The sequence below is a fragment of the Streptomyces sp. NPDC001393 genome, assembly GCF_053597455.1.
This window is the reverse complement of the sequence record NZ_JBSFIH010000001.1, coordinates 498,748-522,780: the sequence shown is the minus strand read 5'-3', so window position 1 is coordinate 522,780 and position 24,033 is coordinate 498,748. Positions and strand designations below refer to the sequence as shown.

Annotated in this window: 18 protein-coding genes; 15 read left to right on the top strand and 3 right to left on the bottom strand. The window is 70.4% G+C overall.

Annotated features, from left to right (window positions below):
• The first annotated feature begins 22 nt into the window (after positions 1-22).
• The 6 genes from ACWC2T_RS02405 (at position 23) to ACWC2T_RS02380 (ending at position 5,799) form a co-directional block, all read left to right on the top strand.
• Positions 23-160 carry a hypothetical protein gene (locus ACWC2T_RS02405; RefSeq protein WP_450668592.1) on the top strand — a complete coding sequence of 46 codons (138 nt, stop codon included), beginning with the start codon at positions 23-25 and terminating at the stop codon, positions 158-160.
• 319 nt (positions 161-479) lie between these two features.
• Entirely contained in the window at positions 480-1,055 is a 576-nt protein-coding gene (locus ACWC2T_RS02400; RefSeq protein WP_450668591.1) for a winged helix-turn-helix domain-containing protein, read from the top strand.
• 69 nt (positions 1,056-1,124) lie between these two features.
• The gene (locus ACWC2T_RS02395; protein ID WP_450668590.1) at positions 1,125-2,177 is read left to right on the top strand and encodes an NAD-dependent epimerase/dehydratase family protein; all 1,053 of its coding nucleotides are present in this window, start codon (positions 1,125-1,127) and stop codon (positions 2,175-2,177) included.
• Between the two features lie 31 nt (positions 2,178-2,208).
• Positions 2,209-3,480, top strand: coding sequence for a sensor histidine kinase (locus ACWC2T_RS02390; RefSeq protein WP_450668589.1), 1,272 nt, complete (start codon positions 2,209-2,211; stop codon positions 3,478-3,480).
• Positions 3,465-4,115 (top strand): LuxR C-terminal-related transcriptional regulator, encoded by a 651-nt coding sequence (locus ACWC2T_RS02385; RefSeq protein ID WP_450668588.1) that lies wholly within the window; start codon positions 3,465-3,467, stop codon positions 4,113-4,115. The genes ACWC2T_RS02390 and ACWC2T_RS02385 overlap by 16 nt, the downstream gene beginning before the upstream one ends.
• A gap of 136 nt (positions 4,116-4,251) precedes the next feature.
• Positions 4,252-5,799 (top strand): DUF1996 domain-containing protein, encoded by a 1,548-nt coding sequence (locus ACWC2T_RS02380; protein ID WP_450668587.1) that lies wholly within the window; start codon positions 4,252-4,254, stop codon positions 5,797-5,799.
• Positions 5,800-5,930: 131 nt separating this feature from the next.
• On the opposite strand, the gene ACWC2T_RS02375 is transcribed toward ACWC2T_RS02380, so the two are convergent.
• Positions 5,931-6,341, bottom strand: a complete 411-nt coding sequence (locus ACWC2T_RS02375; protein WP_450668586.1) for a hypothetical protein — start codon at positions 6,339-6,341, stop codon at positions 5,931-5,933.
• A gap of 95 nt (positions 6,342-6,436) precedes the next feature.
• Between ACWC2T_RS02375 and ACWC2T_RS02370 the strand changes: the two genes are divergently transcribed.
• The 5 genes from ACWC2T_RS02370 to ACWC2T_RS02350 all read left to right on the top strand — a co-directional run bounded on the left by ACWC2T_RS02370 (position 6,437) and on the right by ACWC2T_RS02350 (position 12,159).
• A complete protein-coding gene (locus tag ACWC2T_RS02370) occupies positions 6,437-6,964 on the top strand; it encodes a tetratricopeptide repeat protein (protein ID WP_450668585.1) in 528 nt (175 codons plus the stop codon).
• Between the two features lie 540 nt (positions 6,965-7,504).
• Complete coding sequence (locus tag ACWC2T_RS02365) at positions 7,505-9,421, top strand: hypothetical protein (protein ID WP_450668584.1); 1,917 nt, start codon at positions 7,505-7,507, stop codon at positions 9,419-9,421.
• A 111-nt stretch (positions 9,422-9,532) separates the two neighbouring features.
• The gene (locus ACWC2T_RS02360) at positions 9,533-10,411 is read left to right on the top strand and encodes a metal-dependent hydrolase (RefSeq protein ID WP_450668583.1); all 879 of its coding nucleotides are present in this window, start codon (positions 9,533-9,535) and stop codon (positions 10,409-10,411) included.
• Positions 10,411-11,433, top strand: coding sequence for a PDR/VanB family oxidoreductase (locus tag ACWC2T_RS02355; RefSeq protein ID WP_450668582.1), 1,023 nt, complete (start codon positions 10,411-10,413; stop codon positions 11,431-11,433). Before ACWC2T_RS02360 ends, ACWC2T_RS02355 begins: the two co-directional genes overlap by 1 nt.
• 36 nt (positions 11,434-11,469) lie before the next feature.
• Complete coding sequence (locus ACWC2T_RS02350) at positions 11,470-12,159, top strand: TetR/AcrR family transcriptional regulator (RefSeq protein WP_450668581.1); 690 nt, start codon at positions 11,470-11,472, stop codon at positions 12,157-12,159.
• A 1-nt stretch (position 12,160) separates the two neighbouring features.
• Here the strand turns inward: ACWC2T_RS02350 and ACWC2T_RS02345 are convergent, their stop codons facing one another.
• Entirely contained in the window at positions 12,161-12,523 is a 363-nt protein-coding gene (locus ACWC2T_RS02345; protein ID WP_450668580.1) for a 5-carboxymethyl-2-hydroxymuconate Delta-isomerase, read from the bottom strand.
• A 32-nt stretch (positions 12,524-12,555) separates the two neighbouring features.
• Positions 12,556-17,964, bottom strand: coding sequence for a pullulanase-type alpha-1,6-glucosidase (pulA, locus tag ACWC2T_RS02340; protein ID WP_450668579.1), 5,409 nt, complete (start codon positions 17,962-17,964; stop codon positions 12,556-12,558).
• Between the two features lie 190 nt (positions 17,965-18,154).
• Here pulA and ACWC2T_RS02335 point away from each other — a divergent pair, with 190 nt between their 5' ends.
• The 4 genes from ACWC2T_RS02335 to ACWC2T_RS02320 all read left to right on the top strand — a co-directional run bounded on the left by ACWC2T_RS02335 (position 18,155) and on the right by ACWC2T_RS02320 (position 23,956).
• Positions 18,155-20,224 (top strand): carbohydrate-binding module family 20 domain-containing protein, encoded by a 2,070-nt coding sequence (locus tag ACWC2T_RS02335; RefSeq protein WP_450668578.1) that lies wholly within the window; start codon positions 18,155-18,157, stop codon positions 20,222-20,224.
• Positions 20,225-20,603: 379 nt separating this feature from the next.
• Positions 20,604-21,893 carry an extracellular solute-binding protein gene (locus ACWC2T_RS02330; protein ID WP_450668577.1) on the top strand — a complete coding sequence of 430 codons (1,290 nt, stop codon included), beginning with the start codon at positions 20,604-20,606 and terminating at the stop codon, positions 21,891-21,893.
• Positions 21,894-22,027: 134 nt separating this feature from the next.
• Positions 22,028-23,026, top strand: coding sequence for a carbohydrate ABC transporter permease (locus ACWC2T_RS02325; RefSeq protein WP_450668576.1), 999 nt, complete (start codon positions 22,028-22,030; stop codon positions 23,024-23,026).
• A gap of 12 nt (positions 23,027-23,038) precedes the next feature.
• Entirely contained in the window at positions 23,039-23,956 is a 918-nt protein-coding gene (locus ACWC2T_RS02320) for a sugar ABC transporter permease (protein ID WP_450668575.1), read from the top strand.
• Positions 23,957-24,033 lie beyond the last annotated feature (77 nt).

The following is a 24,033-nucleotide window of genomic DNA, read 5'->3' as shown; positions in this document are numbered from 1 at the left end:
TCCGACAGGGGCGCCCACCGCCATGGTGGGCGCCCCTGCTGCGTATCGTGCGCCCGATGGAGACCGACTGGGAGGGGGAGGCCACCCCTGGCCCCGCGTACGGCTCGCCGCCGAGAACCTGCTGCGCACCGCCGAACTGCCGCTGCCCGGCGAGGTCTGAGCGATGCGCTGTCCGGATACCGAGACGACATCTCGCGCAGGGGTCCTCTCCGAGGCCCGCGTCTGCTTCAATGGGCCCATGGCCAGCTTCCAGAAGTACACCGCGACGGGTCGCCATGACCTCGAGCCCTTCTGGCCTTCCCGTCAGCACCACGACTTCGACCGGGTGTGTTGCCGCGCGGTGAACGCGCGGGCCCTCTAAAGCCGTAACCCCCGGCCTTCGGCCAGCGCGAACGACGTACGTCCTCCGGCGCGCCCGACCACGAATCGCGGCCGTCGCTCCCCTCGACGAACCTCTCGCGCGAAAGAGCTGACCTCTCATGGCGACCACTCGTTCTCTCTCCCCCGCCTCCACCCTCACCGCCCCCGCCCGGCACCGGCTGCGCGCCGTCGACCGGGACGAGGTGGTCGACGTCGCGGACTTCCTGCCGCCGGGCGCCACCTGGCTGCCCGCGCCGCAGCACACCCTGCCGACCCTGCCCGGGCAGCCGCCGATGGTCGGCTACCTGGTGCTGGTCCCGGCCGACCAGCACCCGCCGTTCCTGCCGGTCGCGGCGCCGGACCAGCAGGAGACGGCGGCCCCGGGCCCGGACCCGCAGACCGCCCCGGTGGTACAGATCGACCCCGTGCAGCGCACCGCCAGTGTCGACGGCCGTGAACTCGACCTCACCTACCTGGAGTTCGAGCTGCTCGCGCACCTGGTGGCCCATCCGCACCGGGTGCACACCCGCGACCAGCTGGTCACCACGGTGTGGGGCTACGGCCATGTCGGGGACGGCCGCACTGTCGACGTGCACATCGCCCGGCTGCGCCGCAAGCTGGGCGCCGAGCACCGCCAGTCGATCCAGACGGTGCGCCGGGTCGGCTACAAGTACACTCCGCCGACCGCCCGCTGACGCGGCCGCCGCTCTGCCCTGAGCAGAGTCCCGTACCGCCGCGCGCCCGGAGCGGGCACGATCAGGGGTATGAGACTTCTGGTGCTGGGCGGTACGGAGTTCGTCGGGCGGGCCGTCGCCGAGGCGGCGCTCGAGCGGGGCTGGGAGGTGACCGTCTTCAACCGGGGACGGCACCAACCCCCGCCCGGTGCAAGGGCGTTGCACGGCGACCGCACCGCCCCGGACGGCCTTGCCGCGCTGGCCTCCGAGCCCGGCTCCTGGGACGTCGTGATCGACACCTGGTCGGCCGAGCCGCGGGCCGTGCTGGCGGCGGCACGACTGCTGCGGGGCCGTTCCGAGCGGTACGTGTACGTCTCCAGCCGGTCCGTGTACACCTGGCCCTGGCCGTCCCTGGGCGGGCCCGCCGAGGAAGGACCGGTGGTCGAGGGCGCCGCCGCCGACGCGGGGCCGACGGACTACGAGCGGGACAAGCGGGGCGGCGAGCTGGCCGCGGTCGAGTCCTTCGGCGCGGACGGCTCGCTGCTGGTGCGGGCCGGGCTGATCCTCGGCCCGTACGAGAACGTCGGCCGGCTGCCCTGGTGGCTGACCCGGATCGCCCGCGGTGGCCCGGTCCTGGCCCCGGGGCCGCGCGAGCTGCCGCTGCAGTACATCGACGCACGCGACCTCGCGGACTGGATCCTCGGCGCGGCCGAGCAGCGGCTGAGCGGGCCGTACGACCTGGCCGGCCCGTCCGGGCACACCACCATGGGCGAGCTGCTCCAGGAGTGCGTCCGGGTCACCGGCGCGGACGCCGAGCTGCGCTGGACCGACCCGCAGGTGATCCTCGATGCCGGGATCGCGCCGTGGACCCAGCTGCCGGTGTGGACGCCGCCGGGCACGGACCTGCACGACGCCGCACACCGCGGTGACGTGTCCCGGGCACTGGCCACGGGCCTGCGATGCCGGCCGGTCCGGGAGACCGTCGCGGACACCTGGCGGTGGCTGACGGACATCGGCGGTACGGCACCTCGGCGTCCGGACCGGCCGCCGCTGGGGCTCGATCCGGAGGCGGAGGCAAAGGTGCTGGCCGCGGCGGATGGTGTACCTGACACCACCTCCGAAGAGGGGGCCTCGCACGAGTGACCCGCACGCCGCGCTCGGTGAGACTGGCGGCATGACGACCGACACGCACACGGACGACTTCCGTGCCCGGGCCCGAGGGGTGGTGCTGGACGCCGTACGGGGGCTCGTGCTGGCCGTAGCGGTCCTGCCCTGCTCGGTGGCCTTCCTCGTCCTGACCCTGCTCTCCGTGGCGTTCGTGCCGCTCGGCGTCGGGCTCGTCACGACGCCGGCGGTGCTGACCGGCGTACGGGTGCTGGCCGGCGTCCACCGCAGGCTGGCCGCGGAGTGGCGCGGGATCCGGATCCCGGCGGTGTACCGGCCGCTCCCCGCGAGCCGCAACCCCTGGACGCTCACCTTCGCCCTGCTGCGCGACCCCCAGGTGCTCCGGGACGTGCGGTGGCTGCCGGTCGCCATGACGGCGGGCTTCGTGACCGCGCTGCTGCCGGCGGTGCTGCTGTTCTACCCGGTCGAGGGGTTCTTGCTGGCCGCCGGGCTGTGGCGGCCGTACGTGAGCGGCGGCGGCACCTACTGGTACGCCTTCGTGCCGGTCTCCGGTCAGGGCACCGCCCTCCTCGCCGCCGCGCTCGGCGCCGCGGTCCTCGCCGTCGCCTGGCGTCTCGTTCCGCGCCTGCTGACCGCGCACTTCCGGCTCGCCCGGGCCGTGCTCGGCGGGGACGCGGAACTCGCCGAGCGCGTCCGGGTGCTGACCGAGACCCGGCGGGACGCCGTGGACACCTCCGCCGCCGAACTGCGGCGCATCGAGCGGGACCTGCACGACGGGGCGCAGGCCCGGCTGGTCGCCATGGGCATGGACCTCGGCACCATCGAGATGCTGGTGGAACGGGACCCCGCCCAGGCGAGGCGGCTGCTCGCCCAGGCCCGCCGGAACTCCGCCGAGGCCCTGGAGGAGCTGCGCGACCTGGTGCGGGGCATCCACCCGCCGGTCCTCGCCGAACGCGGACTCGGCGACGCCCTACGGGCGCTGGCGCTGCGGCTGCCGCTGCCGGCCGAGGTGAGCGTGGAGCTGCCCGGCCGGGCGGAGGCGCCGGTGGAGTCGGCGGCCTACTTCGCGGTCAGCGAGGTGCTCACCAACGCCGCCAAGCACTCCGGCGCCGACCGGGTCTGGGTCGATGTGCTGCACGCCGACGGCCGGCTGCGGATCACGGTGACCGACAACGGCAGGGGCGGCGCGGCGGTCGGCGCCGGGTCGGGGCTCGCCGGGGTCGAGCGCCGGCTCGGTACCTTCGACGGCGTCCTGGCCGTCAGCAGCCCCGTCGGCGGCCCCACCCTGGTGACCATGGAGATCCCGTGCGCGTTGTCCTAGCCGAAGACCTGTTTCTGCTGCGCGACGGGCTGGTCCGGATGCTGGAGGCCTTCGGCTTCGAGATCGCGGCCGCCGTCGAGTCCGGACCCGAACTCGCCCGGGCCCTGGCCGAGTTGGTGCCGGACGTGGCCGTGGTCGACGTACGGCTGCCGCCCACGCACACCGACGAGGGCCTGCAGTGCGCGCTCGCGGCCCGCACGGCGCGGCCGGGGCTGCCGGTGCTGGTCCTCTCCCAGCACGTGGAGCAGCTGTACGCGCGCGAGCTGCTCGCCGACGGAGGCGGCGGGATCGGCTATCTGCTCAAGGACCGGGTGTTCGACGCCGAGCAGTTCATCGACGCCGTACGGCGCGTCGCGGCCGGCGGTACGGCGATGGACCCGCAGGTGATCCAGCAGCTGCTGTCCCGGAGGGCCGACGACCGGCCGCTCGCGGGCCTCACCCCGCGCGAGCTGGAGGTGCTGGAGCTGATGGCCCAGGGCCGGTCGAACGCGGGCATCGCGGCCCAGCTGGTGGTGACCGAACGGGCCGTCGCCAAGCACACCTCCAACATCTTCACCAAGCTGGGCCTGGAGGTGTCGGACGACGACAACCGGCGCGTGCTGGCGGTCCTCGCCTATCTGGACCGGGACCGCTGACCTGGCAACTCGCCTGTTTCTGCGAGGAATTTGTGAGACCGGTGAACACCTCTGGGGCGGCGTCCGTATGGAAGGGCGCCGCTTCACTCCTGTCGGGCGCCTCGATGCTGCCCCGCAAGGAAGTCAGAGGAGTTCCATGGGACGCAACACACGAAAACGCCGTACGCCGCTGGCTGCCAAGGCCATAGCCGCATCGGCGGCCCTAGCGCTCGGTGGGGGCGGGCTGATCTGGGCGAACTTCTACGCCTCTGCACACGAGTCGAACAACCAGACGTGGGGAGGCAACCAGACGAAGGCCGCGACGGCGCAGGTCGCGACGATCTCCTGTCCGGACGTCCAGCAGCAGCTGACCAATGTGCCCTGGCGGGCCCGCCAGGGTGTGGCAACGGAGCTGGCCAACCTCGACAAGCAGATCACCGAGGCCTACACCCGGCTCGCCTCCACGCGCGACGCGCAGTCCAAGGATCCGAGCTTCGTACAGAACGCGATCGTCGGTCCCCTCAAGGACAAGAGGGCGGCGACGATCGACCGGATCCGGATCGACATCCAGCGCGTCGGCGGGAGCTTCAACAACGCCCTGTCGCAGCTGGCCGCCTGTACGACGCAGACCGCCAACCAGACCACCGCCGGGGGGAACAGCGGTGGCCAGCAGCAGAACAACGGCGGCCAGCAACAGAACAACGGTGGCCAGCAGCAGGGCGGCCAACAGCAAGGCGGGCAGCAGCAGGGCGGGCAGCAGGGCAACAACGGCGGCCAGGCCGGCGACGGGCCCTCCGCGGCGGACTTCGTGGACATCACCAAGGTCGCGCCGAACGTCCAGTCCAAGCCGAACAAGACGCCCAACGCCTCGACGGGCACGTTCACCACGCGCTGCGGTGTGAACGCGAACCAGAACCACAACAGCGACAACGTGATCGTCGCGCCCGGCGTGACCAACGGTGCCCACCACGTGCACGACTACGTCGGCAACCAGAAGGTCAACGCGTTCTCCAGCAACCAGACGTTCCTGCAGGGCGGCACCAGCTGCCAGAACCGCAACGACCTGTCGGCGTACTACTGGCCGGTCATCCGCGAGCAGGACGGCACCCAGGAGAAGGACGCGAACGCGGACGGCGGTGGCAAGGACCTCAACGTCGGCAAGATCCTGGTCGCCCAGCAGGCCCAGATCAAGTACGTGGGCAGCCCGGCGAGCAAGGTCGTCGCGATGCCGCAGTTCCTGCGGATCATCACCGGTGACGCCAAGGCCTTCGTCAACGGTCCGAAGAACGCGAACGCGCACTGGAGCTGCACCGGCTTCGAGAACAGGGTGCAGCTGACGGACAAGTACCCGATCTGTCCGGCGGGCAGCAAGGTGGTGCGCTCGTTCGCCTTCCAGAGCTGCTGGGACGGTCAGAACATCGACAGCGCCAACCACCGTACGCACGTGGCCTTCGCCGACCCCGGCAGCGGTGTCTGCCCGAACGGCTTCAAGGCGATCCCGCAGCTGACGATGCGGTTGGTGTACAACGTGCCGCAGCCGGTCATCCAGGCGGACGGCACGGTGAAGAACGCCTACGCGGTGGACGGCTTCCCCGAGGAGCTGCACAAGCCGATCACCGACCACGACGACTTCATCAGCGTCACGACCGGCGGCCTGGCCAACAGGATCGCCAGCTGCATCAACAACGGTCAGAACTGCGCATGACCTGCTGACCGGGCCTGACCTGCTGACCGGGCCGAGAACGAGGCCGGTGACGGACCCCCCTCCCGTCACCGGCCTTTCCCGTGTGTGTCAGCGCGTGTGTGTCAGCGCGGGTGTGTCAGCGCCCGTGTGTGTCAGCCGCCGTGCCCGGAATGGGAGGCGTGGGCGGCGTGGTTCGTGCCGATCTCCACGTCCCCGCCGAGGGTGCCGCGCAGCGCCTTGACCACCCCGTCGTCACCGACGGCGACCCACTTGCGGCCGACGAGGTAGTAACCGCCGTAGTCCTTCGCGTCGTTGATCCACTCGCGCTGGCCGCGGTCGGTGGAGAAGGTGGCGAGGATGAACTTGCCGTCGGTGTTGGTGCAGATGGCCTGGCGGATCGTGTCGGCGTCGGTCTGCATGTTCGGCCTGCACTTCACCTCGGCGGCCAGGCTCTCCAGGCTGCCGGTGGCGGTGGGCGGGACCGCCTTGGTGTCCCCGCCCGAACCGCAGCCCGCCAGCGCCAGTACGGCCGCGGCGGCCGGCAGCAGTCGTGTCACCCTCATCTGTTCCTCCGGTCCTGTGGGCCAAGCATGACTCAGCTCCTTCGGATACGGCTGAGGGGCGCCGTCCGCTCAAATCCGCTGCCGGAGTGGCACAGGTGTGCGAAGGTGACCCGGTGAACAAGGACTGGGAAGACCGCGTGGCCGCCGCCTGGGCCACCCTCGACGACTATCCGGAAGAGCGCGCGCACGAGTTCCGCGCGCTGATCGACGCGTTGGTCGCCGAGTTGCCGGACGGCAGCCCGCTGGGCCTGTTCGAGCAGGCCAGCGCCTGGGACTCCACCGGGCACTCGGACAAGGCGGTGCCGCTGTACCGGGAGGCGCTGGCGCGCGGGCTGAGCGAGGCGAGCCAGTACAAGGGCCGCCGGGCCAAGATCCAGCTGTCGAGCTCGCTTCGCAACATCGGCGAGGCGGAGGAGGGCCTCAAGCTGCTCACCCCCGAACTCGACGCCCCCTCCGACGAACTGGACGACGCGGTTCGGGCCTGTCTCGCCCTGTGCCTGTCCAGCCTCGGCCGCGACCGCGAGGGCCTGTCCCTGGCCCTCGGCGCCCTGGCCCCCCACCTGCCCCGCTACCAACGCTCGATGGCAAACTACGCCCGCGCCCTGGTCACCCCGCAGGACTGAGAACGGGCGACCGGCACACCGGGAGCCACATCACCGGCAACCCGGGAGCCACGCTGCCGTCGGCCGGGGAGCCGCGCGGCTGGCGAACCCGGGGCGGGATGCCCGCCGTCGAGGGCCGACCGTGGCGGAAGGCTGAGGGGCGACCGCCCGGCGAACCAAAGGCCGACCGTCGCAGCGGGCTCAGGGGCTGCTGCCGTCGAACCGAGAGCCTGGCCGTCGGCCGACTGGGACGCGGCCTGTGACGGACCAAGCGCGCCGGGCTGCCAGCGGCCGCAGCGCAGGCCGTCGGCCGACTGAGAGCCCGGCTGTCGGCCGACCGAGGTGCGGACCGGGCGCGGTCCCTCGGCAGACCGAAGAGCAGGCCGTCGGTAGACCCGGAGGCGGACGATCGGCGGGACCGAAAGACAGGCCGTCGGCGAGCCAGGGGCAGGCCGTCGGCGGACCTGAGGACAGGCCGTCGGCGGGCCGGGGGCGGGATGGCGGTCGAGTGAATCACCCATCCGGTGGTGACCAACCCACGGTTCGCTCGTTGTGCATGACGTGCAGTCACAGGATGTAGCCCAGCGTCACGCGCCCGCCTCCGAGAACGCCGGACCGGTCGATGTCGAGCAGGCCGAGGCCGCGCTCGTCGAGCACTATCCACGGCTGGTCCGGATCGCCTATCTGGTGCTGCCGCCGGGTCTCGGCCGCAACCGCCGGGTGCTGACCGCGCACTCCCTCGCCCAGCGTGCCCTGCCCAGCGGCCGGAAGCAGCAGCCCGCGATCCCGGCCCCGGCCTCCGGGCGGGAGGGCGACCCGGGGTACGCCTTCCTGCGCGAGCGCGTCCTGCGTATGGCGCTGGAGGCGGCCCGGCCCCGCAAGGGCCTGCCCCGGCTCTCCCAGCTGCCGCCCCTGCTGCCCCAGGTGTGGGGCCTGAAGCTGTTCCCGCGCTCGGGCGGCGCCGACGAACTCGCCCTGGACCAGCGGCTGTCCGCGCTGTCCGGCCCGGCCCGCGCCGCGTATGTGCTGCGCGGCCTGGAGAAGCTCTCCGACGCCGAGATCCGCACACTGCTCACCGCCGCCGGAGTGGACGACCCGGGCGGCGCGCTGGCCTCGGCGAACGGCGTGCCCACCCAGCCCGCGCTGCTCTCCTCCCCCGAGTTCGACCCCTGTCTGCTCCAGGCCCGGCCCACCGACCTGATGCGCCGCCGCCAGCACACCAAGGCCGCCCTCGCCGCCGCCGCGGCGCTCGCGGTCTGCGGCGCGCTGGTCGCCCTGCCCCCGGGCGGCTGGGGCCCGGACGGCGCCGCCGCGCCCGTCTACGCCCAGAACCCGGCCGCCGAGGCCGCCCTCGACCCGGCCCGGCTGATCCAGGCCTCCCCCGCCGACTGGACGACCGCCGCCCGCACCGACTTCTCGGTGTGGCCCGCGCGCGGCCCGCTCACCGGGGACACGGCCCTGCTGCACCGCGCCCTCGCGGTGTGGGCCCGCCCCGGCGCGACGGTCCACGTCTCGGCGACCCCCGGCACCCAGACCGGCGGCCCGGCCGGCCCGCCCCAGCTGCTGTACGCAGGCCAGGTCGGGGGCGCCCGCGTGGTGATGTTCTACGACGGTCTGCGCATCGCCCGTTACGCCGAGCCGGTCGACGGCACCCAGGGCGCGGCCCTGGACCTCGCCCGGGCCGACGGTGCGACCGGCGCCGAGGCGAGCGCGCTGGTGCTGGGCCGCTCCGACGGCAACGTCCAGTACCTGACCGCGCCCTGGGTGAAGAAGGTGGCCGCCCGGGACCTGACGAAGCCGGACTCGGCCGCGACCCCCCTGAAGGTCACCGACGGCGTCACCGCCCCGCTGGCCAGCCCCGCGCTGCAGCCCGGCAAGTGCACCTCCTGGACCGTGCTCCAGCTGACCGGCGCCTCCGGCACCGCGCTCACCACCGACCTGGGCGAGCTGGTACCGGCCCATCTCACCGCGGGTGGGCCCGGCTCGGCCGGCGAGGCGTCCGGGTCGGCCGGGCTGCGGGCCTGGGCGCCGTTCGCCTGCGCGTTGGACGCGGAGCGCTCCGGCGGGGTGCGCAGCGTCAACGCCTGGTCGTTCGCCGAGCAGCCGCTGCCCGACGGCAGCGGATCGGCCGCATGGGTGTGCGCCAGGGCCGAGACCTGGCGCGGCGACGGTACGGGTTCGCTGGCCCTGTTCGGCCTGCCGGGCCACCGGGTCGGGGCGGCGGTCGCCAGGGGCACGGACGCGCGGTCCTGCGGTCCTCGTGATCCCCATGTGCTCGCCGGGGTGCTGTGGAAGTCCGCGGCCGGGCACTGGTATCTGCTGGCGGCGGGCGACCGGGACACGGCGTCGATCCAGGCGGGCGGCCAGGTCAAGGCCGCGGGTCAGGGACAGTTCCTGGCGGCCCGCGCCAAGCAGGGGGCCCGGGCCACGCTGAAGGGCACGCTGGCCGACGGAACCGAGGTCGGCGGATTGAAGTAGCCCCTTTGTTGACAGGCCCCCTCTGTTGACAGGCCCCCTTTGTTGACAGCACCGTAAATAAGCCCTGCCACAGGGGTTCTCAGCGGGCCTACCCGTCAGTACATTGACGCCATGTCTAACACGCAGGCCCGGGTGCCGCTCAAGGCACGCAAGGTGTCCTTCTCCTGGGACGGCACGCCGCTGCACTGGGTGCCGGAGGATCCGTTCACCACGCACACCATCAACGTGCTGCACCTGCTGCTGCCCGCCGGTGAGCGGTGGTTCGTGCACGTCTACAAGCAGGTGCTGCCGTACATCCGCGACGAGCGGCTGCGCGAGGACGTCATCGGGTTCATCGGCCAGGAGGCCATGCACTCCCAGGCCCACGACGAGGTGCTGCCGCACCTGCGGGGGCAGGGGCTCGATCCGACGCCGTACACCGCGCAGGTCGACTGGTTCTTCGAGAAGCTGCTCGGCGACCGGACGCTGCCGCCGGGCCGGCCGCGCCGCTGGTGGCTGATGGAGCGGGTCGCGCTCATCGCGGCCATCGAGCACTACACCGCGTTCCTCGGCAACTGGGTGCTCAACGCCGAGGAACTGGACCGGCGCGGCGCCGACCCGACCATGCTGGACCTGCTGCGCTGGCACGGCGCGGAAGAGGTCGAGCACCGCTCCGTCGCCTTCGAGCTGTTCATGCACGTCGACGGCAGCTACCGCCGGCGCGTACGGACCTGGGCCACGGCCTTCACGGCGCTGGTGTTCCTGTGGCAGCGCGGGACGCGGTTCTTCATGGAGAACGACCCGACCCTCGTCGACGGCAGGGCCTCCCTCAAGGACCTCTATGTCCGCGGCAGGCAGGGGCTGCTCCCCGCGACCGGGGACATGCTCAGGTCCATCCCCCGCTATCTGAGCCGGGACTACCACCCCTCGCAGGAGGGCGACACCGCGCAGGCCGTCGCCTACCTGGCCGCCTCCCCGGCGGCCACGGCGGCGGAGAAGAGGGGCGCCTGATGCCGAAGCTGCGTACCGTCGCGCTCGTCGCGGGTGCCGTGCTGCTGACCCGGGGTGCCCTGCGCCGCCGCATCCAGGTCTCACCGCTGTGGCCGATGCCCGCCCTGGAGGAGCCCACGTCGGGCCGGCCGCGCTCGCGGGCGCTGCGGCTGCTGGTGACCGCGCGCGAGACGGTGGCCGACGGGGTCGTGCAACTCCGGCTGGAAGGGCGGGACTTGCCGCGCTGGGAGCCCGGAGCCCATCTCGACCTCGTCCTGCCGTCGGGACTCGTGCGGCAGTACTCGTTGTGTGGCGACCCCGAGGACACCTCCTCGTACACGGTCGCGACCCGGCTGGTCGAGAACGGGCGGGGCGGCTCGCGCGAGGTGCACGAGCAGGTCACCGAGGGCATGGAGCTGGAGGTGCGGGGCCCGCGGAACCGCTTTCCGCTGGTCGAGGCGGAGTCGTACGTCTTCGTGGCCGGCGGGATCGGGATCACCCCGCTCCTGCCGATGCTGCGGGCCCTGCCGGAGCACGCCGAGTGGCGGCTGCTGTACGCGGGGCGCGACCGGGCCTCGATGCCGTTCCTGGAGGAGGTCGGGAAGCTGGGCGGGGACCGGGTGACCGTCGTGGCGGGGCGGCCCGACCTCGACGCGCTGGAGGTGCCCGCAGGGGCCGCCGTCTACGCCTGCGGTCCCGAGGGGCTCATGGCGGCCGTCGCGGCACGCTTCCCGGACGTCCGCCTCGAACGCTTCGCGCCCCGTACGTCGTCCGACGGCAACACGGAGTTCGAGGTCGAACTGAGGCGCAGCGGACGGACGTTGACCGTGCCCGCCGACTCCACCGTGCTGGCCGCCGTACGCCGGGAACTGCCGGGCACCGCCTACTCCTGCGAGCAGGGCTTCTGCGGGACCTGCCAACAGCGGGTGCTGGAAGGGGAGATCGACCACCGTGACGAGCTGCTGACCGACGAGGAGCGCGCCGACTCGATGCTGATCTGCGTGTCGCGGGCCCGCAGCGATCGTTTGGTGCTTGACATGTGAACGCCTGCGGCCGAACCCGATCGGTAAGGTGTTCGCATGAGTACCGGGGTTCGCCGCAGAATGGGCGTCGAGGAGCGGCGGCAGCAGCTGATCGGCGTCGCCCTCGACCTGTTCAGCCGACGCTCGCCCGACGAGGTCTCCATCGACGAGATAGCGTCGGCCGCGGGCATCTCCCGCCCGCTGGTGTATCACTACTTCCCCGGCAAACTCAGCCTGTACGAGGCCGCGTTGCAGCGCGCCGCGGAGGATCTCGCGGGCCGCTTCGCCGAGCCGCACGAGGGCCCGCTCGGCGCGCGGCTGCTGCGGGTGATGGGCCGCTACTTCGACTTCGTGGACGAGCACGGCCCTGGCTTCTCCGCGCTGATGCGCGGCGGCCCGGCGGTCGGCTCCTCGGCCACGAATGCCCTCATCGACTCCGTACGCCAGGCCGCGTACGACCAGATCCTGTCGCACCTCGGCGTCGCCGACGCCTCCCCGCGCCTGGAGCTGGTCGTCCGTTCCTGGATCTCCCTCGCCGAGTCCACGGCTCTGATCTGGCTGGACGGCCGGCGCATCCCGCGCGCCGAACTTCAGGTCCAGCTCGTGCACGACTTCGCGGCGCTCGCCGCGGTCAGCGCCGCCCACGACGAGGACATGGCGACCCTGCTGAAGGAGATGGTCAAGGACGAGCCGGCCGACGGCCCCTTCGCGGAGCTCGTCGGCCGGCTGCTGTCCCTCGCGCCCTGAACTAGCGGTCGAACTTCCGGTAGGACGGGTCGAGGTCGCGGACCTCGGCGGAGGCGTGCAGCGCGACGTGCGGGTCCGCCACATGCTTCCGGAGCAGCTCCAGGGCCGTCTCCGTGAGCCTCGCCTTCGTCTCGTCGCTGCGTCCGGCGAGGAGCCCGATCGTCACGTGCACGATGGCGTGCCCGCGCGCCTCGGGGTCCTCGAACCCGAACACCGTGTACGCGCTCGGCCGGAACTGCGTCTTGCAGGTCTCCGGCTTCGCCGCCGCGATCTCCACGGTCGCCTCGTGCAGCGCCCGGGCGAAGCCCTCGCGGTCGAAGGCGTTCTCCACGATGTCCGAGTAGTCGATGGTGATCTGCGGCATGCGCACTCCTGTTCTACGGCGTCGGTCCGACCCTACTTCGCCGCCCGCGTGAACACCGCCACCGTCCGCGCCGGGACGGTGAACGTCCCCGAGCCGGCCGCGTAGGAGGAGGTCTTCACCACCGGGTCGGCGCCGGAGGCCTGCACCGGGTGCAGCCGGTACGGCGTCCCGGCCAGGTCGCCGATCCGCTGCTCCTGCCGCTCCGGCGTGGCGTTGAAGACGACGACCAGGTCACCGAGCCGCATCGTGATCACACCCGGCGTCTCGTCCTTGCCGGACAGCGGGAAGGACAGCGCGTCCTGCACCTGCGCGGCCGTGTCGAGCGAGAACGCCTTTTCGGTCGTGCGGATGGTCAGCAGGTCCTGGTAGGCGGCGGAGGCGCCGGTGATCTCGGGGCAGCCGACCTTCACGCTCGTGAGCAGCGGCCGGGCGTAGTCCCACTTCGACTGGTTGTCGGCGGCCATGGGCAGCCCGCGCCCGAAGCCGTTGCCGTCCGCGCAGTTCCAGTGGATGGCGTTGAACCAGTCCCCGCTGTCGAAGGAGTTGCGGTCCAGCGACTTCGAGCGCAGCAGGTCGGTGCCCGCCTGGGACAGGGACGGCCCCTGGGAGAGGGCGGCCGTGGCCATGGCCAGGACCTGCATGCGAGCCCGGTCGGAGGCGGAGGTGCCCTTCGGGAGCTTGTAGGTCAGGGCGTCGAAGAGGGACTCGTTGTCGTGCGCGTCCACATAGGCGAGGGCGTCGCCGGGTGCGTCCGCGTAGCCGGCGGGCGAGCCGTTGTAGTCGACCTCGGCTCCGGTGACCTCCTTACCGTCGGTGTCCGTGAAGTGGTACTTCGCGAGGTTTCCGGTCAGCCCGACCTTGATCAGGTCCTGGTAGTGCAGCAGGCGGGCCTTCTGCTCCTCCTTGGTGCCGTTGGCGGTGGAGGAGTTGGGGTCGGTGTACAGCCCGGAGGCGAAGCCCTGGACGCCGGGGTCGGAGTCGAAGGGGCTGCCGCCGCGCACCGCGTCACGGGCGCGGTCGGAGAAGGTGGCGATGCCGGTGCCGGCCATGTTCGCCTGCGTGGCCTGCACGAACCGGGCGTCGTTGGCGACCTCGCCGAAGTTCCAGCCCTCGCCGTACAGGATGATCTTCTTGCCGTCGACGCCGTCCTTGGCGACGGTCAGCGCGTCCAGCGCCTTCCTGACCGCGAGGATGTTGGCCTTCGGGTGGTGACCCATGAGGTCGAAGCGGAACCCGTCGACCTTGTACTCCTTGGCCCAGGTGACGATCGAGTCCACGACCAGCTTGCCCATCATCGCGTTCTCGGGGGCGGTGTTGGAGCAGCAGGTGCTGTTGGCCACCGAGCCGTCGGCGAGCAGCCGCTGGTAGTAGCCGGGCACGATCCGGTCCAGGACGGAGGTGTCCGCCTGGCCGCTGGCCGCCGTGTGGTTGTAGACGACGTCCATGACGACCCTGAGGCCGTCCTGGTTGAGCGCCTGGACCATCTTCCGGAACTGGACCGTACGGGCGGTGCCGTCCGGGTCGGTGGCGTACGAGCCCTCGGGGACCGTGTAGTGGTACGGGTCGTAGCCCCAGTTGAAGGCGTCCTTCGCGGCGGTCTTCGCCACGCACGCCTGCTGCTGGTCGGAGTCGGCCGGGTAGGAGGCCAGGTCACAGGCCGGGCTCTGCTGGTCGGCCTTCTTCTCCGGGACGGTGGCGAAGTCGAAGGCGGGCAGCAGATGGACGTACGACGTGCCCGCCTTGGCCAGCTCCCTCAGGTGCTTGGAGCCGTCGGTGTTCTTGTCGGTGAAGGCCAGGTAGGTGCCCTGGTCCTGGGCCGGGACGGTCTTGTCGGCGACCGAGAAGTCCCGGATGTGCAGCTCCTGGATCTGCGCGTCCTTCAGCGGTACGGCCCTGGGCTTGCGCAGGGTCGACCAGCCGCTCGGGGCGAGGGCCTTGTCGTTCAGGTCGATGACGAGGCTGCGTTCGGAGTCGGCGGTGAGGGCGACCGAGTAGGGGTCGGTCACCTTGTTGGTCACCATCTTGCGGACGCTGGGCGCCCACACCTTCACGACGTACCGGTACGGCTTGCCCTTCCAGGACGCCGGGCCGGTGACGGACCAGACGCCGGTGGTGTCGTCACGGTGCATGGCGTGGGCCGAGCCGTCCAGCTCCAGTGCCACACTCTGTGCCGTCGGCGCCCACACGGAGAGCGTCGGCCTGCCGTCGTGGAAGACCGGTCCGAGCGCGGCCTTGGTGGCGCCGGGGTAGAGGTCGTCCAGCACGCCCGCGATCTGCACGCCGGTCGCGGCCAGGACGGCACCGTTTGCGGCCCGCTGCGAGGCCACCAGCTGGCCCTTCAGCGCCTGGCGCACCCGGTCCCGGTCGCGGGGGTCGACGGACCAGGCGGTGTAGTCCTTCAGGTGCGGGAACCTCGCCTTCTGGGCGTCGGTCAGCGTGGTCTTCTCCAGCCGGATCCAGCGTTCGTCGTCGCTGGTCAGCGCCCCGTCCTTGACGGCGATCGAGCCGTCCACCGAGTACAGCAGCTGGGTGGAGGCGGCGCCGTCCACGCCGTTCCAGGCGAGGGTGTTCCGGTCGATCCAGATCGCCTTGGAGGTGCTCAGGTCGAGGGCGGCCGAGCTGCCCGCCGGCTGCGGCAGCAGGTACTTCTCCTGGCCGTTCAACAGCCACACCTCGTAGCCATTGGCCTTGAGGTCCAGGGACTGGTCGGCCGCCAGATCCTTCTCGTCGCCCTTGTGGATGATGTAGCTGAGGCTGGTGGCACCCGCGGTGAGCGGCACCTCGAAGACCGCGCCATAGGCATCAGTCTTCACCGGCTTCAGCGGGTTCGACCAGTCGGTGGGGTTCGCGGCACCCGTCCAGACGTGCAGCCCCCAGCCGTCGTAGTTCCCGTCGGCCCGGTGGTAGTGGATGACCGCCTTGGTCCTGTCCTGCGCCGGATAGTCGGGCTTCTGCGTCAGTACGTCCGGCTTCCCCTGCTCGACCCAGACCTCACCCGTCCTGGTGACGTCGATGCTCCGGTCGGCGGAGACGTCCTTGTTCCCGTTCTTGTCGATGACCAGGAAGCCCACGGTGGAGGCGCCGGGCTTGAGCTTGACGTAGGCGAAGGCGCCCCAGGCGTCACGGCCGATGAAGGGGTGACTGGCCGGCCAGGTGGTCGCCTCGCCGTCGGCGATGTCACCCCAGGCGTACAGACCCCAGTTGTCGTAGTCGCCGTCGGCGCGCTTGTAGTGCACGATCGCGTAGTCGCGGGAGGAGGCCGTGGGCACCTCGGGCGCGGGCGGGGTGCCGGAGGTGCCGGCCGCCGTGGCGCTCGCGGTGTGCCCGGCGGAGTCGATCACGACGGCCTTGTAGCGCAGCGCGGTCCCGGCGGGTACGTCCTTGCCGAGGGTCTGGGTGACCTTGTACGGGGCGTGGTCGGCGGAGCCGAGCACCTGCCACTTCGCGTCGCCGACCTGGGCGGCGAAGACGACCCGGTCGAGCTGTCCGCCGTCGACGCCGGCCGTGAGGTCCACCGTGCCGGTGGCGCCGGCGGCCGGGGCGGTCAGGGTGATCGTCGGCTGGGCGGCGGGCTTCGCGAGGGGGCCGGCGGCCTTGTAGACGACGGCGGACTCGGCCGGGACGGTGACGGTGACCCTGCGGTCGGCGTCGGACGTCACGGAGCCGGTGGCGCCGAAGATGCCCCGGTACGACATTCCCGCCGAGCCGGTCGTGAAGGTCGCCTTCTGCGCCGAGCCGGCGTTGTTGAGGGCGACGACGTACTCCTGGCCCGTCTTGGCGTCCGTACGGGTGAAGGCGTAGATCCCGGCGCCGTCGGCCGCGTAACGCTGCGTCTGGACTCCGTCGGTCAGGGCCGGGTTGGCCCTGCGGAGTCCGGAGAGCGCGGCGATCTGCCGGTAGAGGGGCGCCGAGGTGTCGTAGGAGTCGCTGGCGTGGGTCCGGTCGGTGCCGATCTCGTCGTCTTTGAGGTAGTCGGGGACCTTGGAGGCGAACATGGTCTGGCGGGCGTCCTTGTCGCCGCCGGAGCCGGTGAAGCCCTGTTCGTCGCCGTAGTAGACGACCGGGTTGCCGCGGCTGAGGAACATCAGCTCGTTGGCGAGCTCGTCCTTCTTCAGGATCTCGGCGTCGGTCGCCTTCGGGTTGTCCTGCTTCAGGAAGTAGCCGATGCGGCCCATGTCGTGGTTGCCGAGGAAGGTGACCTGCTCGTACGCGTTGGCCTTGTCGGTCGTGTACTTGTAGTCGTCGCCGAAGACGCCCGCCAGCCGCTGGGCGCTCGCGCCCTGGGAGGCGTAGGCGCGGGCCGCGTCCTGGAACGGGAAGTCGAGGGTGGCGTCGAGGCGACCCTGGGTGACGTACGGGGACGTGATGTTCGTGTCGGCCGAGTACACCTCGCCGAACATGAAGAAGTTCTTCCGCCCGCGCTCGGCCGCGTACTTGTCGAGCGCGGTCGCCCACTGGGTCCAGAACGGCATGTCGACGTGCTTGACGGTGTCGATCCGGAAGCCGTCGACGGCGAAGTCCTTCACCCACCGCTCGTAGATCTTCTCCATGCCGTGGACGACCTCGGGACGCTCGGTCCACAGGTCGTCCAGGCCGGAGAAGTCGCCGTAGGTGGTGGACTCGCCGGCGTAGGTCGAGTCGCCCCGGTTGTGGTACATCGTCGGGTCGTTGAGCCAGGCCGGGACCTTGGACTGGCTGGTGACCTGCGGGGTGTAAGGGAAGGAGCCGGTGCCGACGGCCGGGAACTTCCTGCTTCCGTCGGCGTAGTCGGCGTCGTCGAAGGGCCTGCCGTCCTTGGTCAGGTACGGGAAGGCGCCCTTGGACAGGTAGTCCGAGGACTTCTCCTTGTAGTCCACGACGTCGGCGGTGTGGTTGGTGATGACGTCGAAGAAGACCTTCATGCCCTTGGCGTGCGCCTTGGAGATGAGGGTCTTGAGGTCCTGGTTGGTGCCGAAGTGCGGGTCGACCTGGGTGAAGTCGGTGATCCAGTAGCCGTGGTAGCCCGCGGAGGCGTTGGTGCCGGTGCCCTGCACGGGCTTGTTCTTGAAGATCGGCGCCATCCAGATGGCGGTCGTGCCGAGGCCCTTGATGTAGTCGAGCCTCTTGGTCAGGCCCTTGAGGTCGCCGCCCTGGTAGAAGCCCTTGTCGGTGGGGTCGTAGCCGGTGCTGAGCCGGGAGCCGGTCAGTCCGCCCCTGTCGTTGGAGGTGTCACCGTTGGCGAAACGGTCCGGCATGACGAAGTAGAACTGCTCGCGGGTGTCGTCGTGCCGGGCGGGCTGGGCGGCCAGGTCCTTGTCCGACAAAGGCGCGGGCGGGACCGCGGCGGCGTGGGCCGCCAGTGGCTGGATCAGTGCGGCGGCCAGGGCTACGGCGGTGACGGCCGCGGCCCTTGAGCGGTGCGGGGTACGGCGTGTGCGAAGCGCCGGCCATCTCGGTATCACGGGCGGGAACTCCTAGCGATCGCGGCTCTCTTGGGTCCGACCCCGCGGGACCGTATCGCTAACGAAAGGTTTACAGCAAGGGTCTTGCAATTCACAGCAAGAACTTTCACCCGCTGCCTTGACGTGCCCTTCTCAACAGGCGCAGTCTCACCGGTTGTTGAAACCCCACACTCTCCTTTCGGAGCCGCACATGACCGGACACCACCCCCCAGGTGTCTTCCGCCGCACCGCGACCGCCGCGGCCGCAGGCGCCCTCGCACTGGCCGGGGCCATGGCCCTCCCCTCCACCCCCGCACAGGCGGCCACCACCGCCAAGGGCGATGTCATCGCCAACCTGTGGGAGTGGAACTGGGACTCCATCGCCTCGGAGTGCACCAACGTGCTGGGCCCGGCCGGCTACGGAGCCGTCCAGGTGGCACCGCCCGAGGAGTCCCTCAAGCAGTCGTCGTACTACTGGTGGGACGTCTACCAGCCCTACTCCTACGACCTGAACAGCCGCTTCGGCTCGCAGGCGAAGTTCGCCGCGATGATCACGGCCTGTCACAAGGCGGGCGTGAAGGTCTACACGGACGCGGTGATCAACCACACGGCCGCACAGACCGGCACCGGCTACAACGGCACGACGATCACCAGCAAGTACGCCACCCCCGAGTGGAACCGCTCGGACTACCACGACTCGACCGACTGCCCCACCTCCGACCTCACCATCCAGGACTACTCCAACCTCACCCAGGTCCAGAACTGCGAACTGCTCGGCATGCCGGACCTGAAGACCGGCTCGGACACGGTCCGCGCGGGCCTCGCGAACTACCTCAACTCCCAGCTGGCACTGGGCGTGGACGGCTTCCGCGTGGACGCCGCCAAGCACATCCCCGAGGCCGATCTCGCGGCGATCAAGTCCAAGCTGACGAACACCACGTCCGGCTCGGCGCCGTACGTGTTCCAGGAGGTGTACCCGGGCTCCACACCACAGCCCTCCGACTACTACGCCTCCGGTGACGTCCTGGACTTCACCTACGCGAGCAAGCTGAAGTCGGCGTTCCAGGGCAATGTGTCCGACCTGTCCTCGATCGGGAGCAGCGGCATCCTGCCGGCCGCGAACTCGGTGTCCTTCGTGACGAACCACGACACCGAGCGCAACGGCCTCCACCTGTCCTACAAGGACGGCGACACCTACAAGCTCGCCAACCTCTTCGAGCTCGCCTACAAGTGGTCGACGCCCACGGTGTACGCCAGCTGGGAGTGGACCCAGAGCGACCAGGCCCCGCCGAACTCGTCCGGTTTCGTGACGGACACGGACTGCTCCAGCGGCGCCTGGTACTGCCTGGACCGCGACACGGCCGTGGTCGGCATGGTGGCCTGGCACAACGCGACCGACACGGCCGCGGTGTCCGACTGGCAGACCATGTCGTCGAACGTCATCGGTTTCGGGCGCAGCGGCAAGGGCTTCTTCGCGCTGAACAACGGGACGAGCGCGGCCACCTACACCTTCACCACCGGGATGGCCGACGGCACGTACAAGAACGTGATCGACGGCGGCGCCTCCACGGTCACCGTCTCGGGCGGCAGCGCCTCGATCACCATCCCGGCGAAAAGCGCGGTCGCCTTCTACAACTCGTCCTACACCTGCACGGTGGGCTGCTCCGACGCGGGCGGCAGCTCGGGCGACACGGTGGAAGCGACGTTCAACGAGTACGCGTCGACGACGTCCGGCACCAACGTGTACGTCGTCGGTTCCATCCCGGCCCTGGGCGGCTGGGACACCTCGAAGGCGGTGGCGCTGTCCTCCTCCGGCTACCCGGAGTGGTCGGGTGAGGTGAGCGTGCCGGTCAACACGTCCTTCACCTTCAAGTACCTGAAGAAGGACAGTTCCGGCAACGTGACCTGGGAGTCGAACGCCAACAGGTCGGCGGCGACGACCACGGCGGCCCTCTCGCTCAACAACTCCTGGAACGTGGCGGACACCGACGCCACCGACGTCACCTTCAACGAGAACGCGACGACCGACTGGGGCACCAACGTCTACGTCGTCGGCTCGATCCCGTCCCTCGGCTCCTGGAACACGAGCGACGCCATCCCCCTGTCCTCGGCGTCGTACCCGAACTGGAGCAAGCTGGTCATCGTCCCCAAGAGCACGACCTTCACATACAAGTACCTGAAGAAGGACGGCTCCGGGAACGTGACCTGGGAGTCCGGGACGAACCGCTCGTACACGACGGGCAGTTCGTCCGGCTACACGACGAGCGACACCTGGAAGTGAGCGCCCGGGCCCAGCGGCCCGACGTCCCGGCGCAGCTCGCGAGCGCCGCGCTCGAGCCCAGTGCGGGTGGGTTCCCGATCGTGACGACGGTCCACCTGCACTGGGCGCGGCCCGTCGGGCCCGCCTGAGCTTCCGCTCCTGACGGCACCGGGCGTACCTGATCGCGACCCTGCCGTGACGGCCGGCGGAGGGAAACGGAACGTGCCGGTAACGGAAACGTCACGCTTGCAGGATCTTGCAGAAATCTTCTTGCAACGTCTTTCGCAAGGAGTTGCAGGCTTGCTACTTTCCTCCCGCGCCCGGCGGCCGTCGATTGGGACAGACGGCACCCGCGGTCCTCCCAAGGGATGATCCGGGCACCCCTCTTCTAGGAGTCCATATGCGACGTGGCATATCGATCGCCGCCGCGGTCACCGTGATCGCCCTTTCCGCCACCGCCTGCGGCAGCTCGGACAGCAGTTCGTCGGGCAAGCCGAAGGACCCGCAGGCCGTCTCCGGCACGATCACGTACTGGGACACCTCGGACGCGGCGACCGAAGCCCCGACGTACAAGGCCCTGATCCAGCAGTTCGAGGCCAAGTACCCGAAGATCAAGGTGAACTATCAGAACGTCCCGTTCACCGACGTCGAGCAGAAGTTCAAGTCGGCCGCCAAGAGCGGCAAGGGCGCCCCGGACGTCGTCCGCACCGACGTGGGCCTGATGGCGGAGTACGCCTCGCTGGGCTACATCGCCCCGCTCGACGGCACGCCCGCACTGCAGAACGCCTCGGACTTCAACTCCGGCCCGATGAACACCGCCAAGTACAACGGCAAGACCTACGGCGCCCCGTCGGTCACCGACACCCTCGGCCTCCTGTACAACAAGGACCTGTTCAAGAAGGCCGGCATCGGCAAGGCGCCGACCACCTGGGACGAGTTCGTCGCCGACGCCAAGACCATCAAGAGCAAGACCGGGGCCTACGGCACCTACCTGAACCCCGACTCCTACTTCCTGCTGCCCCTGCTCTACAGCAACGGCGCGGACATGGCCGACCCCTCCGCGAAGAAGATCACGATCAGCGACCCCGCCGCGGTCAAGGCGCTCACCACCGCCAAGCAGATCAACGACGAGGCCTCGATGAAGGTCGACTTCGCGAACGCCTACCAGAACATGCAGACGGCCTTCAAGGACGGCAAGGTCGCCATGCTGATCCAGGGCCCCTGGTCCGTCAGCGACGACCTGACCGGCTCGGCGTTCAAGGGCAAGGAGGACAACCTCGGCTACGCGCCCGTCCCGGCCGGCGCCGGCGGCAAGGCCCAGGCCCCGACCGGCGGTCACAACCTGGCCGTGTACCAGGGCTCGAAGAACCTCGACGCCAGCTACCTGTTCACGCAGTTCATGACGTCCACCGCGAGCCAGGTCACCATCGCGGAGAAGACCGGCACCCTGCCCACCCGCAAGTCGGCCTACACCTCCGCCGTCCTGGCCAACGCCAAGATCGCCGGCTTCAAGCCGATCCTGGAGCAGACCGCCCGCCCGCGCGTCGCGCTTCCGCAGGTCGGTTCGCTCTTCACGCCGCTCGCCCAGAACTACGTGAAGATCCTGCAGGGCGACGAGTCGGTCAAGGCCGGTCTGGACGCCACCGCCAAGCAGTTCCAGCAGCTGCTGCCCGGCTACTCCATCGGCTGATCCGCGTCTTTGTAGCCGAACGGTAATCGAAGCCACGCAGCCCCGGGGACTCACGTTTCCCCGCTGCCGCCCCGACCGGGGCTCCCCGGGGCTGCGGGAACCACCAGACTTCCGCCGCGAAAGAGCCGATGACCATGACGACCGCAGCGAGCACCGGACACACCGACAAGACAGCGCGAGGCGAGCAGCCCCCGCGCCCCGCACGCGTTTCGGCGCTCAGGCGGTCGTGGGACAAGTACTGGTACGCCTGGGCGATGGTGACCCCGGTCGCCGTCGTCATGGCCGTACTGGTCCTCTATCCGCTGGGGTACGGCGTCTACCAGTCGCTGACCGACGCCAACGAGGCCAACGTCGCCACCACCATCGGCGCCTTCCACCGCCCGGCGACCTACCACTTCGTCGGCCTCGACAACTACTGGCACGTCCTGTCGGGCGCGGACAGCGACTTCTACCCCCGGCTGGTCTGGACGATCATCTGGACCGTGTCCTGCGTCGCCCTCCAGGTCGGCCTCGGCATGGGGCTCGCGGTCCTGCTCAACCGCAAGATGCGGCTGCGGGGCTTCTACCGCGCGATGCTGATCCTGCCCTGGGCCGTCCCCTCCTTCATCGGCGTCTTCGCCTGGCGGCTGATGCTCAACTCCCAGTACGGCGTCTTCAACGACATCATCACCGCCGTCGGCCTGCCCCAGCAGGACTGGCTCGGCACCCCGCTGGCCCAGAAGATCGCCGTCATCATGGTGAACGTCTGGATCGGCATCCCCTTCAACATGGTCGCCGTCCTCGGCGGTCTGCAGTCGATCCCGAAGGAGCTGTACGAGGCGGCCGAGATGGACGGCGCCTCGCCCTGGCAGCGCTTCGTCAACGTCACCCTGCCCGGCCTGCGCCCGGTGACGAACACCGTGATCCTGCTGGGCTGCATCTGGACGTTCAACATGTTCAACGTCATCTACCTGCTGCTGGGCAACAACACCACCGGCGACACCGACATCCTCGTCACCTTCGCCTTCCGCAAGGCCTTCACCGGCGTCTCGGACTACGCGGGAGCGGCGACGTACGGGATCATCATCCTCGCCCTCCTGATGGCCTTCTCGACGTTCTACCGCCGCAGCACCCTGAAGTCCGAGCAGGCGTAAGGAGCCCTCGTCATGACCGCAGCAACGCACGAGACCGCCGCGCCCGCCGGCTCCGCCGCCCAGCCCGCCTCCGCCGCCCGCCCCCGCCCCCGAAAGGTGCGCGGCCGGGAGGAGCGCGGCATGGGGGCCTCCCTCGCCCTGCACGGCACCCTGATCCTCGCGACCCTGATCGCGGCCTTCCCCGTGGTGTGGATCCTCTTCATCTCGCTCGGCCCGAAGGACGCCTGGCAGCAGCCCAGCAAGGTGCTGGACGACTTCGGCCTGCACAACTACAGCGACGTGCTGTCCCACTCGGACCTGCCCAAGTGGTTCCTGAACACCGTCATCGTGGCGGGCGGCACCACCGTGCTCGGCGTCTTCCTCGCGGCGACCGCCGGCTACGCCGTCTCCCGGATGAGGTTCCCGGGCAGCAGGCAGCTGATGTGGACCTTCCTGGTCACCCAGATGTTCCCCAGCATCGTGCTGATCGTGCCGCTGTACCTGCTGATGTCCGAGCTGAACCTGCTGGACAACTACCTCGGCCTGGTCCTGGCGTACGCGACCACCGCGGTGCCGTTCTGCGCCTGGATGATGAAGGGCTACTTCGACACCATCCCCAAGGAGATCGACGAGGCGGGCCGGGTGGACGGCCTCACCCCGTTCGGCACCTTCTGGCGGCTGATCGTGCCACTGGCCAGGCCGGGTCTGGCGGTGACCGCGTTCTACAGCTTCCTCACCGCCTGGGGCGAGGTCGCCTACGCCACCCAGTTCATGCAGTCCGACCACTACACGCTCGCGGTCGGCATCCGCACCTTCGCGCAGGACCAGCGGCCCGACTGGGCGTGGACCTCGGCCACGGCGATCATCATCACCATCCCGGCGGCCATCGTGTTCATGCTGGTGCAGCGCAGCCTGGTCTCCGGGCTGACGGCCGGCGGTACCAAGTCCTGAGCGCCGGCCCCGGCCGGGCGGGCACCCCGCCCGGCCCCCACTCTTCAGCAAGCGCTTTTGTCGTTCCCCCCGCATCC

Excerpts from the sequence above, each read along its gene's own strand:
- ACWC2T_RS02395 (WP_450668590.1), top strand. The coding sequence starts at position 1,125 with ATGAGACTTCTGGTGCTGGGCGGTACGGAGTTCGTCGGGCGGGCCGTC.
- ACWC2T_RS02405 (WP_450668592.1), top strand. The coding sequence starts at position 23 with ATGGTGGGCGCCCCTGCTGCGTATCGTGCGCCCGATGGAGACCGACTG.
- ACWC2T_RS02390 (WP_450668589.1), top strand. The coding sequence starts at position 2,209 with ATGACGACCGACACGCACACGGACGACTTCCGTGCCCGGGCCCGAGGG.
- ACWC2T_RS02325 (WP_450668576.1), top strand. The coding sequence starts at position 22,028 with ATGACGACCGCAGCGAGCACCGGACACACCGACAAGACAGCGCGAGGC.
- ACWC2T_RS02380 (WP_450668587.1), top strand. The coding sequence starts at position 4,252 with ATGGGACGCAACACACGAAAACGCCGTACGCCGCTGGCTGCCAAGGCC.
- ACWC2T_RS02335 (WP_450668578.1), top strand. The coding sequence starts at position 18,155 with ATGACCGGACACCACCCCCCAGGTGTCTTCCGCCGCACCGCGACCGCC.
- ACWC2T_RS02345 (WP_450668580.1), bottom strand. The coding sequence starts at position 12,523 with ATGCCGCAGATCACCATCGACTACTCGGACATCGTGGAGAACGCCTTC.
- ACWC2T_RS02320 (WP_450668575.1), top strand. The coding sequence starts at position 23,039 with ATGACCGCAGCAACGCACGAGACCGCCGCGCCCGCCGGCTCCGCCGCC.
- ACWC2T_RS02350 (WP_450668581.1), top strand. The coding sequence starts at position 11,470 with ATGAGTACCGGGGTTCGCCGCAGAATGGGCGTCGAGGAGCGGCGGCAG.
- ACWC2T_RS02375 (WP_450668586.1), bottom strand. The coding sequence starts at position 6,341 with ATGAGGGTGACACGACTGCTGCCGGCCGCCGCGGCCGTACTGGCGCTG.
- ACWC2T_RS02400 (WP_450668591.1), top strand. The coding sequence starts at position 480 with ATGGCGACCACTCGTTCTCTCTCCCCCGCCTCCACCCTCACCGCCCCC.
- ACWC2T_RS02330 (WP_450668577.1), top strand. The coding sequence starts at position 20,604 with ATGCGACGTGGCATATCGATCGCCGCCGCGGTCACCGTGATCGCCCTT.
- ACWC2T_RS02360 (WP_450668583.1), top strand. The coding sequence starts at position 9,533 with ATGTCTAACACGCAGGCCCGGGTGCCGCTCAAGGCACGCAAGGTGTCC.
- ACWC2T_RS02355 (WP_450668582.1), top strand. The coding sequence starts at position 10,411 with ATGCCGAAGCTGCGTACCGTCGCGCTCGTCGCGGGTGCCGTGCTGCTG.